Origin of the sequence: Companilactobacillus nuruki, assembly GCF_002872255.1 — a bacterium.
Taxonomy (GTDB): domain Bacteria; phylum Bacillota; class Bacilli; order Lactobacillales; family Lactobacillaceae; genus Companilactobacillus; species Companilactobacillus nuruki.
Genome location: NZ_NIPR01000004.1, coordinates 51,448 through 69,003, shown reverse-complemented (window position 1 = coordinate 69,003; position 17,556 = coordinate 51,448). Strand labels below are relative to the sequence as shown.

Genomic DNA, 17,556 nt, shown 5'->3' with positions numbered 1-17,556 from the left:
CAATGAAAAGAAGAATAGGTCCAATAGTTGCTATTTTGATTTCTATAGCTATCTTTCTTATTTTGGTAACATTCTCCGATAGTATTTTGGAAAACTCTCAGAATACTATGTTTACTGAAGAAACGGTTTCTTATCAGGAATTGAAAAAGAACCATAAACCAGCCGATGCGGCTAGAATTGCTGGCTTGGATTATATAGACAGCACTAAAGAGAATACATCTAAAGAAAAAAATGCTTATGATTTATATCATAATGGGCGTATTGCCCCTGGGAAAAATTATGTTACTAACACGACTTTTTCAACTAGAACGATGTATTTTATGTCAGGTTCAAGCCGTTATTTGGTAGCCAAAAGGTATAATCGTTTTTGGAATCAAAGTCCAATGACTTTTGTTATTGTGGCATTGATGTATTTCTTAATTACTGATTCGGTCATCTTGTTTTACTATCGAAAACGTCAGCAATTGAGTAAGGACATTAAAAGTGTTACTGAAAACTTACGACGAGTTCGGAAAAATAAAGAAATGGCTTCTTTGATTCTTGCACCAGATGACGAATTATATGGACTTGTGGAACAAACTAACAAAATTAGTATGGATATTAATGATTTAAGGGATGATGTTAGGTTACGTGAGAGACGCTTTAAAGGGTTAATAGGTCATTTGCCTATAGGTGTTATGCTATTAAACTCTCAGGGAGATGTTTTATTACATAATCAGGCAATGGCTAGTTTGTTGGATGTAAATATTTCCAATAATATTCATCCTTTCATTGAAGACGTCAAAACATATAGTTTAAGTCAAATGATTGAACATACATTGAGGAAGAATAAAAATCATCATCGCCAAATTCAATTGGTTGGTAATTCGCAAAAATATGTTGATGCTAGCATTATTCGTCTGATTCATTCACGTGAAGATTTTGACCAACAAGTTTTAGTTATATTATATGATTTGACGGAAAGTCGTCAGATTGAGCGAATGCAAGTTGATTTTGTAAACAATGTCAGTCATGAATTGAAGACGCCGGTTACATCAATTGAAGGATTTTCTGAGACCTTATTGAATGGTGCCAAAGATGATCCTAAGAAGTTGGATCATTTCCTAGAAATAATTCATAGTGAAAGTGTTCGTTTATCAGAATTGATTCAAGATATTTTATCTTTATCTAAAGTAAAACGTGATGTTAATAAGACTGATGTAATTAATTTAAAAGATGATATAAAAAAGATTCTTGATCGTCAGTCATTGCTAGTTAAGAAACATGATATAACCGTTAAACAAGAGTATTTTGGTAACCCAGAAGTAACAGCCAATAAAGAAAAAATCAATTTGATTTTTCGTAACTTAATTAAGAATGCTATTTCATATAATAAGGAACATGGGGAAATTAATATTGAAGTCCACCATGATGAAATTGAGAATCGAATTAAATTTATAATTAAGGATAGTGGTATCGGTATTTCGGAAGCAGATCAGGCCCGTATTTTTGAAAGATTCTATCGAGTAGATCGTTCTAGAAGTTTTGAGACTGGTGGAACTGGTCTTGGATTGGCTATAGTTAAGGAAACTCTAGACACGTTGGATGGTGATATTAGGATAGAATCACATCCAGGGTTAGGAACGACTTTTACAGTTGACATACCATTATAAAAAAATTACCGCAACTAAATAATTAATTTAGTTGTGGCCTTTTTTTTATACAAAAAATATACATTGTTGTAATATCCTAGTTGGATAGAGGTGAGAACATTGAAAAAAAGACTTGTCGCATTATTTGCAATTATGATTCCTACTATTTTAGTTTTGAGCGGTTGCAAAGGCAGCGGAAGCCAAGAAACTATTACAGCAGTTGGTTCCTCAGCTGCTCAACCACTAGTGGAACTTGCCGGGGAAGAGTTTACTAAAGACAATCCTAACGAGTATGTTAATGTTCAAGGCGGTGGAACTGGTACAGGACTCAGCCAGATTCAGCAAGGGGCGGTTAATATTGGAAATTCTGATCTTTATGCGGAACAGAAAAAAGATATTGATGCTAAAAAACTTGTGGATCATCGAATAGCTGCAGTTGGAATGATTCCCGTTGTTAATAAGGATGTTAAGGTAAAATCCCTAACAATAAAGCAATTGAGACAAATTTTTTCAGGTCAAATAACTAATTGGAAACAAGTTGGAGGACAAAATCTAGCCATAACGATTATTAATCGTGCCGATGGGAGTGGAACTCGTGCTTCTTTTGAGAGCGATGTTATGAATGGAACTCCGTTTGTACGCTCTCAAGAACAAGATTCCAGTGGAATGGTTAGACAAATTGTCTATAATACAGCTGGATCAATTAGTTATTTAGCTATGCCTTATTTAAATGATACTGTTAAAACAGTTAACGTTGATGGGGTAGAACCAACGATTGAGAATATCCAAAATAATAAGTGGAAGATATGGTCATACGAACACTTGTATACTAATGGGAAACCCACAGGTATGACTAAGGATTTTCTTGATTTTATCATGACTGATAAAATTCAACGTGAGGTCGTTAGGAAGATGAATTATGTTCCTATAAATGAAATGAAGTATCAAAAAGATTATAAGGGCAATGTTACGCCCGTTACTAAGGGGGTAAAATAATTGAAAGATCCTATTAGAGAAAGTTTAACTAAAAAATCTGTCTCTGCTAAACGTGAGACCCGCGGTAAGATTATTTCTTTCAGTTTTACTGCCATTATTGTATTACTAGTTGTAACTATTATTGGTTTTATCGCATCACGTGGTCTGATTATTTTTATTAAAGATGGAGTAAATCCAATTGATTTTTTAACACATTCAATTTGGTCGCCAAATAAACTAGACAGTGCGGGACATCCAATTGTTGGGGCTGCACCGATGATCATAGGTTCATTTTCGGTTACCCTGATAGCAGCTTTGATTGGAACTCCATTTGCAATTGCCGCGGCTATTTTTATGACAGAAATATCACCCAAATGGGGACGAAAAGTTTTGCAACCAGTTATTGAACTATTAGTTGGTATCCCTTCAGTAGTTTATGGATTTATTGGTTTAACAATAGTTGTTCCCGTTGTAAGAAAGATAGCTGGTGGTAGTGGATTTGGTATTTTGGCTGGATCGTTTGTTTTATTTGTTATGATTTTGCCAACGATTACATCCATGTCTGTTGATGCCTTAAAAGCCGTCCCCAGATATTATCGTGAGGCTTCCTTGGCTTTAGGCGCTACTAGATGGCAAACAATTTATAAGGTTGTTTTGAGAGCAGCCACACCGGGATTATTGACAGCGGTGGTGTTTGGGATGGCCAGAGCTTTTGGTGAAGCATTGGCCGTTCAAATGGTTATTGGTAATGCAATGCTATTGCCACAAAACTTAGTATCACCATCATCAACTTTGACTAGTGTTCTAACAATGAATATGGGAAATACAATTATGGGATCGACTGCAAATAATGCGCTTTGGTCACTAGCATTATTACTATTGTTAATGTCACTCTTATTCAACTTTGTAATAAGAAAGATTGCTAAGCGAGGTGAGTTCTAGTGTTTAATGAGAAAACTAAGGACAAGATCGCAACAGGAGTTATTTATGTAATGTCTGGTATCATTGTCCTCATCCTTGCCGGGCTATTGATCTATATCTTGGGTAATGGTCTACGTTATGTTAATTGGCATTTTTTAACATCAGGCTCAAAGGCCTTTCAAGCCGGTAGTGGTGTGGGAATTCAATTATTTAATTCCTTTTTCCTATTGATATTATCAATGTTGATTTCAATTCCAATTTCCATTTGTGCTGGAATTTATTTATCCGAATATGCTGGTAAAAATAGATTCGTCGAGTTAATCAGAGTTTCAATCGAAGTTTTAAGTTCATTACCTTCAATTGTAGTAGGGTTATTCGGTTTTTTGATTTTTGTTATCAGTTTCAAATTTGGCTTTTCCATTCTTTCAGGTGCATTGACTTTGACGGTTTTCAATCTACCAATTTTGACCAGGAATGTTGAAGATTCATTAAGATCAGTTTCTCAATCTCAACGTGAAGCAGGTTTGGCATTGGGACTTTCAAAATGGGAAACGGTTATCCATGTTATTATTCCAGATGGTCTACCAGGAATTATCACTGGTATGATTATTGGTGCCGGTAGAGTCTTTGGTGAAGCTGCTGCTTTGATTTATACAGCTGGTCAAAGTGCACCGCCACTTGATTTTACTAATTTTAATATTTTTAGTATCACTAGTCCTTTGAATTTAATGCGTCCAGCAGAAACTTTAGCGGTTCATATTTGGAAGGTTAATTCTGAGGGATTGATTCCTGATGCGGTTCAAGTTTCCGCAGGTGCTTCAGCCGTATTGATTATTGCAGTGTTGATCTTCAATCTTCTTGCAAGATATATAGGAAACTTAGTTTATAAAAAGATGACGGGTGAGTAACATATGGATGAACAAAATGATCAACAATACATCCTTCATTTAGATGAGGATGAACATGAGATTGCCATGGAAACTAAAGACTTACAAGTTTTCTATGGTGAGAAAGAAGCGATGCACAAAGCTTCATTACAATTCGAGCGTTATAAGATCACCTCGTTAATTGGAGCTTCTGGATCAGGTAAGTCAACTTATTTACGATCTTTGAATCGAATGAACGATAATGTTCCAGGAGCCACGGTTAAGGGTCAAATCATGTACCGCGGTTTGGATATCAACAAAAATAATGTTGATATTTATGAGGTTAGGCAACATATAGGTATGGTTTTTCAAAGGCCTAACCCATTTTCAAAATCAATTTATGAAAATATTACTTTTGCTTTGAAGCGTCATGGATTACATGATAAAAAGAAATTAGATGAAATAGTTGAGACAACTCTGAAACAGGCTTCTCTTTGGGACCAAGTTAAAGATGATCTTAACAAAAGTGCTTTGGCGCTATCTGGGGGTCAACAACAAAGACTTTGTATTGCACGGGCAATTGCTATGAAACCTGATATTTTGTTAATGGATGAACCAGCAAGTGCCCTAGATCCAATATCAACGTCGAATGTTGAAGAAACAATGTTGAGCTTGAAAGACAAATTTACAATTATTATTGTTACGCACAACATGCAACAAGCAGCTAGAATCAGTGATTACACGGCATTTTTCCATATGGGACATGCTGTCGAATTTAATGAAACTAGAAAGATCTTTACTCGTCCTAAAATTAAAACGACTGAAGATTATGTTTCTGGACACTTTGGATAGGAGCGCTCGACTTGACAGAAAAAATTTTAACATCTTCCGATGTACATTTATTTTATGGAAAAAAAGAAGCTTTAAAAGGCATCAATTTAGATTTTAACAAAAATGAAATTACGGCTTTAATTGGACCATCAGGCTGTGGAAAATCTACTTATCTTCGGTGCTTAAACCGAATGAATGATTTAATTCCTGATGTAACGATAACTGGAACAATATCTCTTAATGGTCAAAATATTTACGCACCTAGTGTTGATACCGTTGAGCTTAGAAAACAAGTTGGTATGGTTTTTCAACAACCAAACCCATTTCCGTTTTCAATTTATGATAATGTAGTATATGGGTTAAGATTAGCTGGTGTAAAAGATAAGACAGTACTTGACGAAGCTGTTGAAACGAGTTTACAAAATGCGGCGGTTTGGGATGATGTCAAGGATAAATTACATCAAAGTGCTTTATCACTTTCTGGTGGTCAACAGCAGCGGGTATGTATTGCTAGAGTTTTAGCGGTGAAACCTGATATTATTTTATTAGACGAACCTACATCAGCATTGGATCCAATTTCATCAGCCAAGGTTGAGAATACAATGCTGGCATTGCGTGAAGATTACACGATTATTACTGTTACTCACAATATGCAACAGGCGTCTAGAATATCTGATAAAACAGCATTCTTCCTAAATGGAGAATTGATTGAGGCAGATAATACTAAAAATATTTTCTTAAATCCCAAAGAAAAACAAACAGAAGATTATATTTCTGGAAAATTCGGTTAGAGGAGAAAAAAGATGCGTACTACATTTGAAGAACAATTAAATAGTTTACATTTACGGTTCTCAGAAATGGGTATGATGGCAAGTGAGGCCATTATGAAGTCGGTTAAGGCTTATGTTGATCATGATAAGTCTCTAGCTAACGAGGTTATTAGTAATGATCATTACATTAACAAACGTGAAATGGATCTAGAAAAAGAATCATTTGAAATGATTGCTTTACAACAACCTGTTACCTCAGATCTCAGAATGATAGTGACCGTTTTGAAGGCCAGTTCTGATCTTGAAAGAATGGGTGATCATGCAGCCAGTATCGCTCAGGAAACAATTCGGGTTAAAGGTGAAACAAGAAGTCCTGAAATTGAAAAATTGATTGCTGAAATGGGTGATAAAGGAACAAGTATTGTTGAAGATGCTCTTGAGGCATATTTAAAGCGTGATAGTAAGATGGCCGAAGAGGTTGCACGTCGGGATATGGATATTCATATTGAAAGTAATAAAATAAATGAGTTATCCATCAAAGCAATGCAAGAAGACGGTGAGTATGTATTAAGTGGATCATCATATATGCTTGTTGCCAGCTATTTGGAACGTGTCGGTGATTATGCAACTAATATTTGTGAATGGGTAGTTTACTTGAATACCGGTCATGTGGTAGAACTAGATGGAAAGCATATCACAAGTGATGAAGATATGGATGAAAATTGATATTTTTTTGAATATAGAGTATATTTTCAGAACAAGTTGAGGTGAAGCTATATGAGACATAGAATCACGAGATCTAGTACAAATCGGGTGCTTGCAGGTGTTTGTGGAGGATTAGGTGAGTACTTTGGGGTTGACTCAACTTGGATTCGCCTAGCCTTTATCTTTTTAACGCCGTTGACTAATTTCTTAACAATTTTGGTTTATATTATTTGTGTCTTTTCTTTCCCTGAAAAGCGTAATATTCAAGAGACCGATTTTAGAAAGAAACGTCTTCCTAAGGCATCAAAAAAATATTATTGATTCAAATTTGAATTAAATGAGGTATAAAATGAAGTTATTAATCAGACTGGTTGTACAAACGCTGTTGTTTCTAGCAATAGCACGGGTATTACCAGGTATGTTTCAAATTGATAGTTTAGGAACAGCGGTTCTAGCTAGTTTTGTGCTAGTAATCCTCAATTGGACAATCAAGCCACTGTTGCATATCATTTCTTTACCCATTACATTTATTACTTTTGGACTGTTTTCGTTTGTAATAAATGCGATAACCTTGGAATTAACTTCTGTTTTAGTAGGATCTTCAACTTTTCACTTTAATGGTTTTGGTTCAGCACTAGTTGTAGCAGTCATTTTAGCGATTTGTAATTCTATTATTAACAGCTATACCATGGATAATTTTCAAAGACGCGTTTAGAACGCGTTTTTTTTGTATTTTTAATGATAAAATTATTATAAAACTAGAATTAGTGAGGATCGGTTATGACAAATTTTGTTACTGTTTCTGAAATGGTTAAAGATAATGAACTAAAGGTTTATAACGGTGAAGATATACTGTCAGAAAAGAAGATTACGACAAGTGATATCTCCCGTCCAGGAATCGAATTGACAGGTTATTTTGATTATTATCCAAGTGAACGTATTCAATTATTTGGACAAACAGAGTCGGCCTATTCACGGTCAATGACATCCAATAATCGTTACAAGGTAATGTTGGAGTTGTGTCGTGAGGATACTCCAGCTCTATTGATTTCTAGAAATATTCAACCTAGCAAGGAACTTTTAAAGGCAGCAAGTGAACACAATGTTCCTGTGATTGGTTCAGAATTACCTACTACCCGTCTTTCAAGTATGATTACTGAATATTTGGATGAAAAATTGGCGCCTAGGGAATCGATCCATGGGGTTTTAGTTGATGTTTATGGAATTGGAATTCTTTTAACAGGTCACTCTGGAATTGGTAAGAGTGAAACTGCTTTAGAATTGGTCAAACGAGGACATCGTTTAATTGCAGATGATCGCGTTGACGTCTATCAACGCGATGAGAAAACCATTGTCGGTGAAGCACCCAAGATTCTTAATCATTTGCTAGAAATTCGTGGGATTGGTATTATCGATGTCATGAACCTCTTTGGTGCTGGAGCAGTTCGTTCTCAAAGTGAAATTCAATTGATCATCAACCTTGAAAATTGGTCGGCTGATAAAAATTATGATCGAATTGGAACCTTGGAAGATAAGAGAACGTTCTTTGATGTGGATGTTCCACAAATTACTGTTCCGGTTAAGGTTGGTCGTAATATTTCAATTATTATCGAAGTTGCTGCGATGAACTATCGTGCTAAGAAGATGGGTTATGATGCAACTAAAAAGTTTGAAGATAATTTGGGATTATTAATCAAAGAGAATGAAAATAAAGCAAAGAATGATGGGGAAAGTAAGTAATGATTTTTAGCCTATTAGCATTAAATCCAATTGCATTTGATCTGGGAGGATTACAAATTCATTGGTATGGTATCATCATTGCTTTAGGAGCTTTAGTCGGTGTCGTTATGGCAATGCGTGAGGCCAAGAGGCGTCACTTGGACCCAGATAATATTTTGGATTTGGTTTTATACGGCGTTCCAATTGCTTTGGTTGGTGCAAGATTGTACTATGTAATATTTGAATTACCATTTTATTTAGCTAATCCCAGTGAGATCATTAAAATTTGGCATGGTGGTATCGCTATTTATGGTGGTCTGATTGCGGCCTTTATTGTGTTATTAGTTTTATGCAAGAAAAGAAGTATTTCCCCATGGCTGATGTTAGATATTGCTGCACCATCAGTTCTATTAGGCCAAATTGTTGGGCGTTGGGGAAATTTTATGAATCAAGAGGCTTTTGGTGGTAAAACGACTTTGAGCTTCTTACAATCTTTGCATTTACCACATTTCATTATTGAACAGATGTATATCAACGGAGCTTATCGTCAGCCAACCTTTTTGTATGAATCAGTTGGTAATTTAATTGGCTTGATTTTAATATTAGTTTTGCGAAATAGAAAGCATCTCTTTAAACGTGGAGAGATTTTCTTATCTTATCTAATCTGGTATCCGGCCGTTAGATTCTTCGTTGAAGGTATGAGAACCGATAGTTTATATATTTTACCTGGTGTTAGAGTTTCTCAAGTTCTTTCTTTGATATTGTTTGCCGTCGCAATTTGTCTATTTGTTTATCGTCGAAGGAAACAAAATGAACCTTGGTATAATGAGTTGTGAGCAATTTAATTGCTAAGAAAAAAATAAATGGTAATATTTGTTGAGTAATAGGAGGTAATCGACGATGAAAACATACGATGTAGTAGTTATTGGAGCAGGTCCTGGTGGTTTGACAGCTGCCCTTTATGCTTCACGAGCTAATCTATCAGTAATGATTCTTGACCGTGGTATTTATGGTGGTCAAATGAATAATACTGCCGCAATTGAAAATTATCCTGGTTTTGATTCAATTTTAGGACCAGATTTGAGTGAAAAGATGTATAAATCATCTACTCAATTTGGGGCTGATTTTGGTTATGGTGCAGTTGAGTCCGTTGAGGATAAAGGAAATGTTAAAATCATCCATACTGATGATGGAGACTATGAAACAAAGGCTTTAGTCATTGCCACGGGTTCACAATATAAAAAGATTGGGGTACCTGGCGAGGAAGAATTATCAGGCCGAGGTGTTTCTTACTGTGCCGTTTGTGATGGTGCATTCTTTAAGGGACAAGACGTTGCTGTCGTTGGTGGTGGTGATTCTGCTGTTGAAGAAGGTATTTATTTAACACAATTAGCCAAATCTGTAACAATTATTCACCGTCGTGATCAATTACGTGCTCAAGCGATTTTACAAGATCGTGCATTTAAGAATGATAAAATCAAATTTGTCTGGAATGCTGATGTCAAGGAAATCACTAGTGAGGATGACAAAGTATCCGGCGTTAAATATATTGATAAGAAAACTGGTGAAGAGCACGTTGTTCCTGCAAAGGGTGCCTTTATCTATGTTGGTATTGATCCAATGACGACTCCTTTCAAGGGTCTAGGAATTCTTGATGAAAACGGCTGGATCGATACTAATGAACATATGGAAACTAAAATCCCTGGTATCTTTGCTGTTGGTGACGTTAGAAAGAAAGATCTACGTCAGATTGCAACGGCCGTTGGTGAAGGCGGTATTGCTGGACAACAAGCTTATAATTATATTCAAGAAATTGCTGATGATAAAGTTTCTACTAAGTAATTAAGAAAATAGCTAGGCCTATTGGTCTAGCTGTTTTTTTATACAATTATATAAAAAGTATAATGGCAAATCAGGGATCATCAACTCATATACATAGCGTCTAGTCTATTGGTATATTTCCAAATTGGAATTGGCCGATTTATCAATATTTGTTTACATATTGAAAATAAATTTTTTTAAAATTGAACACATTGCAAATATGTTTAAACATATAATGATATTAATCAAAAAAGACTGGAAGTGATTCTTATGCGTGAAGTAGTAGATAAAAACCTTCATAATCTAATGCATGAGTCAGGCTTTAATATTTCAAAAAATTTAAAAGATCTTAGAAGAGAAAAAAATGTAACTCAAAAGGAAGTCGCTCAGCATTTAAATATCGATGTAACAACTTTATCTCATTATGAAACTGGTATTCGTATGCCTGACATTGATACCCTGATCTCGTTGGCCAAATATTACGAAACGGATATTGATAGAATCATTAGTAGTGACAACTAATTTGTTAATTTGGACATAATTTTAAGGCGATTTTAAATTTTTATTGTTAAAGTTATGTAAATCAAATTTTAATAGTACTCTATGATTGCTATAATGATTGTAAGTACTTACAAATTAGGAGGACAAATTTAATGTCTTGGCAAGATAATATGCAACAATGGCTCGATTATAAAAATTTAGATCCAGATATGAAAGAACAACTGGACGAAATTAAAAAGGATGATAAAGTAGCTGAAGAAGCATTTTATGAACCTATGGAATTTGGTACAGCTGGTATGCGTGGCTTGATTGGACCTGGTATTAATAGAATGAATATTTACACCGTTCGTCAAGCAACTGAAGGTTTAGCCGCATTTATGGATACTTTAGATGAAAAAGTTAAATCGCAAGGTGTAGCAATTAGTTATGATTCTCGCTATTACTCACAAGATTTTGCTTATGAATCAGCTAAAGTACTTGGTGCACATAACATTCACAGTTTTGTATTTGACAGTTTGAGACCTACTCCAGAATTATCTTTTGCTGTAAGAAATCTGCATACTTATGCAGGTATAATGATCACAGCTAGCCACAATCCTAAACAATACAATGGTTTTAAAATTTATGGACCTGATGGTGGTCAAATGCCACCTACTGAATCAGATAATATTACTAGCTTTGCTCGTAAAGCAAGTGATCTTTTTGCCATTAAAGTAAAGACAGTACAACAGTTACGTGCAGAAAAACTTTTGACTTTAATTGGTGAAGATGTTGATTTAGATTATATGAAGAATCTAGAAACAGTTATCGTTGATCCTAAGTTGATTCAAGATATTGGTGATAAGATGAAGTTTGTCTATTCACCATTACATGGAACCGGCAAAATGATTGCTCCAAGAATTTTCCAAAAATTAGGATTTAAGAATTTTAATATGGTAACTGAGCAAGCCATTCTGGACCCAGAGTTCTCTACAACGCCATTTCCAAATCCGGAGTTTTCTCAAACTTTTGATTTGGCGATTGAACGTGGTAAAAAAATTGGTGCTAACATTCTAATTGCAACTGATCCTGATGCTGATAGATTGGGTGCAGCGGTTAGACAACCAGATGGTTCTTATAAACTAATGACTGGTAATCAGATTGCATCAGTTCTTTTGAACTATTTATTACAGGCTAAGAAGAACTTGAATGCTTTACCAGCAAACGGGGCAGTTGTTAAGTCAATTGTTTCCTCCGAATTGGCTACAGCAATTGCTGATAAATATGATGTTAAGATGTTCGATGTTTTAACAGGATTCAAATATATCGCTGAAAAAATTGAACAATTTGAAGAAACAGGTAGTAATGAATTTCTTTTTGGTTTTGAAGAAAGTTATGGTTATCTTGTAAAACCATTTGTTCGTGATAAGGATGCAATGCAATCAACTTTGTTATTAGCAGAGGCTGCCGCATATTACGAATCAGAAGATAAGACAATCTATAACGCTCTAGAGGATCTTTATAAAGAATTTGGATACTATCATGAAAAGACGATTTCTAAGACATTTGAAGGAATTTCTGGTAAAGAGAAGATGGCCCAAATTATGAAAACACTACGTGATGAAGGTATTTCTGAAGTTAATGGTGTTAAGGTCGTTGAATCAATTGATTATTTAAACGATACAGATATTACCTCGACAGAAACTAAGACAACAGGATTACCTAAGGCTAATGTTTTGAAATACGTTTTGGAAGATGGAACTTGGATTGCTGCAAGACCATCAGGAACTGAACCAAAGATTAAGTTCTATATTGGCGTTAAAGCTGATACTGAGGAAAACTCAATTAATAAATTGGCTGAATTCTCTTCAGTAGTTGAAGGCTGGGAATAATAGAATAGTATGAAAGCGGGACAAAACATGTTCAGCCTTCAAACATTAAGTTAAATGAGACCTAGTAATCGTGTTTTGATTACTAGGTCTCATTTGTTTTGAGCGGAAAAGTCATATTTTGTCCTGAACTCTATTTATTTGGAGAATAAGTTGTGAATTAATATAATTCTTAATTTTTGTCTCAGACATTTTTTGTTTCATTACCAAGCTTCTTCAACTGCGATATAATATTTTCATGTAGTTTGTGAAAAAGGGGAAAATAATTTGTCTATTAATCAACATTTAGTCATTATCTCGTTAGATTCTCTAGGATATAGAGATATTAATGAACATCAATCTGAATTGCCAACACTGAATAAACTTGTTAAGGGTGGTACATGGGTAAAAAAGATTAAAGGGATTTATCCAACTTTAACTTATCCTTCACACACAACAATTGTTACAGGACAATATCCTAATGTTCATGGAATTATTAATAATACTAAAATTCAACCTCAAAGACGGTCACCGGATTGGTTTTGGTATCAAAGGGATGTTAAGTCACCAACGTTATATGATTTAGCAAGAAAACAAAATTTAACGACTGCAGCCTTTTTATGGCCAGTTACGGCAGGAAGTAAAATTAATTACAATCTGGCCGAAATTTTTCCTAATCGAATTTGGACTAATCAAGTTTTGGTATCTCTAAAGGCTAGTTCACCGCTATTTATTTTAGAAATGAATAAAAAATATGGAAAATTACGTAATGGCATCAAACAGCCCCAATTGGATGATTTCATTACAGCTTGTGCGGTCGATACAATCAAAAATAAAAAACCTAATTTGACTTTGCTTCATTTAGTGGATATGGATAGTATGCGTCATCGTTATGGTGTTCGATCAGATGAAGCTATGGCCGCATTACATCGGTTAGATAATCACGTATCACAAGTTATTCAAGCAACAAAGGAAGCTGGAACCTTCGATGACACTAATTTTGTTATCTTGGGGGATCATTATCAAATTAATGTCGATAAAATGATTCATTTGAATACTTTGTTTGCTAAACGGGGATGGTTGGTTGCTAAACCAGATCAGACAATTGGCTCCAAATGGTCGGTTATGGCTAAAACTTGTGACGGTTGTACCTATATTTATACTAAGAATTTTGATCAGTTAGAAAGATTAAAAGACCTATTGGCTGGTGTTGAAGGTGTGGAAAGGATTTATTCCCAACAAGAAGCCATTGCCAGAGGTGCTGATCCGAAATGTACTCTGATGGTTGAGGCCAAATCGGGATATTATTTTACTGATGAAAGTGATCGTAATGTCGTTGAAAAGGTACAACCAGAGATGATGGGAAATGCTGATCGTTATCAGGGTGTGCATGGGTATGATCCTGAAAAACCAGATTATAAAACAACAATTATTTTTAATGGTCCTATGGTAAAACAAGGACATGCTATTGAAGAAGCAAATTTAGTTGATGAAGCGCCGACTTTTGCCAAATTATTAGGGTTAAAATTCCCGGAACCAATTGCAGGTGAGTCTATTGATGGTGTTTTCTTAGAATAGAGGGAATTTATGGGATTTAATAAAAAACAATGGAGTTGGATTTTTTATGATTGGGCCAACTCAGGCTATGGAATTATTGTAACAACGGCTGTATTACCAGTTTATTTCAAATCTGTAGCTCAGAATGCAGGTGTAACTCAAGCCAATGCGACAGCCTTTTGGGGATATGCAAATAGCTTCGGAACTTTAATCGTGTCAATCTTGGCGCCAGTATTAGGTGCTTTAGCAGATTATCCACATCATAAAAAAAGACTACTAAGTAGTTTTTCATTTTTAGGAATTATTATGACCTTTGGATTAGCAGCAGTGCCGCCTAGCCAATGGCAACTATTATTGTTTGTGTATATCCTGTCAATAATTGGTTATTCAGCTGGAAATTTATTTTATGATAGTTTTTTGACAGATGTTGCAGATAATGACAAGATGGATTCCTTGTCTTCAAATGGTTATGCCTATGGTTATTTAGGTGGTGTTATGGCCTTTATTTTATTTTTAATATTACAATTGACTAGTGGTTTTGGAATGTTGTCTAGTTACGGTGTTGCCCGTTGGAGTTTTTTGTTGGCAGCTATTTGGTGGGTAATATTTTTTATCCCATTACTCAAAAATGTTCAACAGGTTTATTCATTACCAGAGAATCCTCATCCAGTCATCTCCAGTTTCAAACGTGTTTTTGAGACTATTACTCATCTAAGAAAATATAAAGCTGCAGCTTGGTTTTTAGTGGCTTATTTCTTTTATATTGATGGGGTAGATACAATTTTTACAATGGCAACCTCGATTGGTATGGACATGGGGATTACGACAACTACATTAATGATCGTTTTGTTGGTAGTTCAATTGATAGCTTTTCCGTTTTCGATTTTGTATGGTTGGATAGCTAATAAGTTTTCTTCTCGAAAGGGAATTTTATTAGCAATTATTCTTTATTTTGGAATATGTTTGTATGCTTTAAAACTTAAAACGACAATAGATTTTTGGATATTGGCTGTATTAGTAGGAACTAGTCAGGGTGGTATTCAAGCTCTGAGTCGGTCTTACTTTGGAAAATTAATTCCTAAAGAATCAGGAAGTGAATTCTTTGGGTTCTATAATATTTTAGGGAAGTTTTCTGCGGTTATAGGTCCTGTTTTAGTAGGTATTGTGACCCAGATAACAGGAAAATCAACAATTGGGGCGGCATCATTAAGTATCTTATTCTTAGTCGGATTAACAATTTTCTTGATGTTGCCTCGACTAACAACTGATAAGTAAATATATGGCGAAAATATGTTCGCTATGTTAATATAGAACCAGCGTAAAAAAGTTGGAACTTGTTACATCTAATTCACCTAAGAGTTAGATGTATTTTTTAGCTTAAAGAGGGGGTAAATGGTTCTGTGATAGATAGAATTGATGATAATAAATTTGACTTGGTCTCAAAATATGATCCTGCCGGTGACCAGGCACAAGCAATTGATAAAATCACCAAAGATTTTCAGGCTGGTGACAAAGAGGTAATTCTTGAAGGTGCAACTGGTACTGGTAAAACTTTTACCATGGCTAATGTAATTAAAAACTTGAACAAACCGACTTTGATTATTTCTCATAATAAGACTTTAGCAGGTCAACTATATGGAGAATTTAAAGAATTTTTTCCCAATAATGCTGTGGAATACTTTGTTAGTTATTATGATTACTATCAACCAGAAGCATATGTTCCCTCAAGTGATACTTATATAGAAAAAGATTCAAGTATTAATGATGAAATTGATAAGTTACGCCACTCAGCGACTAGTTCACTTTTGGAAAGAAATGATGTAATAGTTGTGGCATCGGTATCATGTATATTTGGTTTAGGTGATCCTAGAGAATATGCAGATAGTATTATTTCATTACGAGTTGGACAAGAAATGGCTCGTGATACTTTATTAGAAGAATTGGTTGATAATCAATTTGAAAGAAATGATATTGATTTTCAGCGTGGGAGATTTAGAGTTCGCGGTGATGTAGTGGATATTTTTCCAGCTTCACGTGATGATAATGCTATTCGTGTGGAGTTTTTTGGTGATGAGATTGATCGAATTATTGAAATGGATGCTTTAACTGGTGAGGTTAAAGGTTCAATGGATCATATTGGTATTTTTCCGGCAACTCATTTTATGATCAGTGATTCAAAGATGGAAGATGCTTTGGATCGGATCAAAAAGGAAATGGACGTGCAGGTCGATAAATTTACTAAAGAAGGAAAATTACTCGAAGCACAACGAATTAAACAAAGAACTGAATATGATATCGAAATGATGCGTGAAATGGGTTATACCTCAGGTATTGAGAATTATTCGCGTCATATGGAAGGAAGAGCAGAAGGTGAGCCACCATTTACTCTGCTAGATTTCTTTCCTAAGGATTTTAATATTATGATTGATGAATCACATGTTACAATGCCACAAATTAGAGGAATGTATAATGGCGATCGTGCTAGAAAGCAACAGTTAGTTGATTATGGATTTCGTTTGCCAAGTGCTTTAGATAATCGTCCTTTAAAATTAGATGAATTTGAAAAGCATGTTAATCGAATTTTATATGTTTCTGCTACTCCAGGTCCTTATGAATTAGAAAGGACGGATCACAAAGCGGAACAAATTATTCGTCCAACGGGGTTGCTTGATCCAGTAATTGAAGTACGTCCAATTATGGGGCAAATTGATGATTTGGTTGGTGAAATAAATGAACGAATTGAAAAACATGAACGGGTCTTTGTAACGACTTTGACTAAAAAAATGGCTGAAGATTTAACTGATTATTTTAAGGATTTAGGAATAAAGGTTCGTTATTTACACAGTGATATTAAAACCTTGGAAAGAACCAAAATCATTCGTGATTTACGTTTAGGTAAATTTGATGTATTAATTGGTATTAATTTATTGCGTGAAGGAATTGATGTCCCTGAAGTATCATTAATTGCAATTCTTGATGCTGATAAGGAAGGATTTTTGAGAGCTGAGCGTTCTTTAGTTCAGATTATTGGTCGTGCATCGCGTAACGAGAATGGTAAAGTTATTATGTACGCTGATTCAGTAACAGATTCGATGAAGGGTGCAATTGATGCAACTGCACGTCGTCGTAAGTTACAGATGAAATTTAATGAAGAACATGGAGTTACTCCTAAGACGATTGTAAAACCAATTAGGGATGCTATTTCAATGTTCCAAAAGGTCGATAATAGCTCTTCTGAAACTGAAAAAATCAATGATGATATTGACTTTAAGGATATGAGTAAGAAGGAACGCGAAGAGCTTCTTGCTAATTTAAATGAACAAATGGAAGCCGCTGCTAAAAAACTCGATTTTGAAGCTGCTGCTAACTTGCGTGATACGATTTTGGAATTAAAGGCGGAAATTAAATAAAT

The 17,556-nt window shown here is 34.9% G+C and carries 17 protein-coding genes; all 17 read left to right on the top strand.

The genetic code is table 11. The annotated features are described in order from the left end of the window. Positions 1–2 precede the first annotated feature (2 nt). The 17 genes from CBP76_RS01900 (at position 3) to uvrB (ending at position 17,554) form a co-directional block, all read left to right on the top strand. Positions 3–1,652, top strand: a complete 1,650-nt coding sequence (locus CBP76_RS01900) for a sensor histidine kinase (RefSeq protein WP_102195239.1) — start codon at positions 3–5, stop codon at positions 1,650–1,652. A gap of 99 nt (positions 1,653–1,751) precedes the next feature. Further along, complete coding sequence (locus CBP76_RS01895) at positions 1,752–2,627, top strand: phosphate ABC transporter substrate-binding protein PstS family protein (RefSeq protein WP_102195238.1); 876 nt, start codon at positions 1,752–1,754, stop codon at positions 2,625–2,627. Next, positions 2,628–3,548 carry a phosphate ABC transporter permease subunit PstC gene (pstC, locus tag CBP76_RS01890; protein WP_102195237.1) on the top strand — a complete coding sequence of 307 codons (921 nt, stop codon included), beginning with the start codon at positions 2,628–2,630 and terminating at the stop codon, positions 3,546–3,548. It begins immediately after the preceding gene. Further along, positions 3,548–4,435: a phosphate ABC transporter permease PstA gene (gene pstA, locus CBP76_RS13095; RefSeq protein WP_166667146.1), complete on the top strand. Its 888-nt coding sequence runs from the start codon at positions 3,548–3,550 to the stop codon at positions 4,433–4,435. Before pstC ends, pstA begins: the two co-directional genes overlap by 1 nt. A 3-nt stretch (positions 4,436–4,438) precedes the next feature. Next, a complete protein-coding gene (pstB, locus tag CBP76_RS13090; RefSeq protein ID WP_166667145.1) occupies positions 4,439–5,245 on the top strand; it encodes a phosphate ABC transporter ATP-binding protein PstB in 807 nt (268 codons plus the stop codon). An 11-nt stretch (positions 5,246–5,256) separates the two neighbouring features. Further along, positions 5,257–6,015: a phosphate ABC transporter ATP-binding protein PstB gene (gene pstB / locus CBP76_RS01880; RefSeq protein WP_102195236.1), complete on the top strand. Its 759-nt coding sequence runs from the start codon at positions 5,257–5,259 to the stop codon at positions 6,013–6,015. 12 nt (positions 6,016–6,027) lie between these two features. After that, positions 6,028–6,720, top strand: a complete 693-nt coding sequence (gene phoU, locus CBP76_RS01875; RefSeq protein ID WP_102195235.1) for a phosphate signaling complex protein PhoU — start codon at positions 6,028–6,030, stop codon at positions 6,718–6,720. 51 nt (positions 6,721–6,771) lie between these two features. After that, positions 6,772–7,020, top strand: coding sequence for a PspC domain-containing protein (locus tag CBP76_RS01870; RefSeq protein ID WP_102195234.1), 249 nt, complete (start codon positions 6,772–6,774; stop codon positions 7,018–7,020). 28 nt (positions 7,021–7,048) lie between these two features. Beyond that, on the top strand, positions 7,049–7,414 hold the full coding sequence (locus tag CBP76_RS01865) for a phage holin family protein (protein ID WP_102195233.1): 366 nt from the start codon (positions 7,049–7,051) through the stop codon (positions 7,412–7,414). A gap of 65 nt (positions 7,415–7,479) precedes the next feature. Beyond that, positions 7,480–8,439, top strand: coding sequence for an HPr(Ser) kinase/phosphatase (hprK, locus tag CBP76_RS01860; protein ID WP_102195232.1), 960 nt, complete (start codon positions 7,480–7,482; stop codon positions 8,437–8,439). Continuing rightward, positions 8,439–9,254 (top strand): prolipoprotein diacylglyceryl transferase, encoded by an 816-nt coding sequence (gene lgt, locus CBP76_RS01855; RefSeq protein ID WP_102195231.1) that lies wholly within the window; start codon positions 8,439–8,441, stop codon positions 9,252–9,254. Before hprK ends, lgt begins: the two co-directional genes overlap by 1 nt. Before the next feature lie 64 nt (positions 9,255–9,318). Continuing rightward, positions 9,319–10,260, top strand: a complete 942-nt coding sequence (gene trxB, locus CBP76_RS01850) for a thioredoxin-disulfide reductase (protein ID WP_102195230.1) — start codon at positions 9,319–9,321, stop codon at positions 10,258–10,260. 249 nt (positions 10,261–10,509) lie between these two features. Beyond that, the gene (locus tag CBP76_RS01845) at positions 10,510–10,761 is read left to right on the top strand and encodes a helix-turn-helix domain-containing protein (RefSeq protein ID WP_102195229.1); all 252 of its coding nucleotides are present in this window, start codon (positions 10,510–10,512) and stop codon (positions 10,759–10,761) included. Between the two features lie 131 nt (positions 10,762–10,892). Next, positions 10,893–12,611 carry a phospho-sugar mutase gene (locus tag CBP76_RS01840; protein ID WP_102195228.1) on the top strand — a complete coding sequence of 573 codons (1,719 nt, stop codon included), beginning with the start codon at positions 10,893–10,895 and terminating at the stop codon, positions 12,609–12,611. Between the two features lie 264 nt (positions 12,612–12,875). Continuing rightward, positions 12,876–14,165: an alkaline phosphatase family protein gene (locus CBP76_RS01835; protein WP_102195227.1), complete on the top strand. Its 1,290-nt coding sequence runs from the start codon at positions 12,876–12,878 to the stop codon at positions 14,163–14,165. Positions 14,166–14,174: 9 nt separating this feature from the next. Further along, positions 14,175–15,419, top strand: coding sequence for an MFS transporter (locus tag CBP76_RS01830; protein ID WP_102195226.1), 1,245 nt, complete (start codon positions 14,175–14,177; stop codon positions 15,417–15,419). Between the two features lie 125 nt (positions 15,420–15,544). Beyond that, positions 15,545–17,554, top strand: coding sequence for an excinuclease ABC subunit UvrB (gene uvrB, locus CBP76_RS01825; protein WP_102195225.1), 2,010 nt, complete (start codon positions 15,545–15,547; stop codon positions 17,552–17,554). The last annotated feature ends 2 nt before the right edge of the window (positions 17,555–17,556 follow it).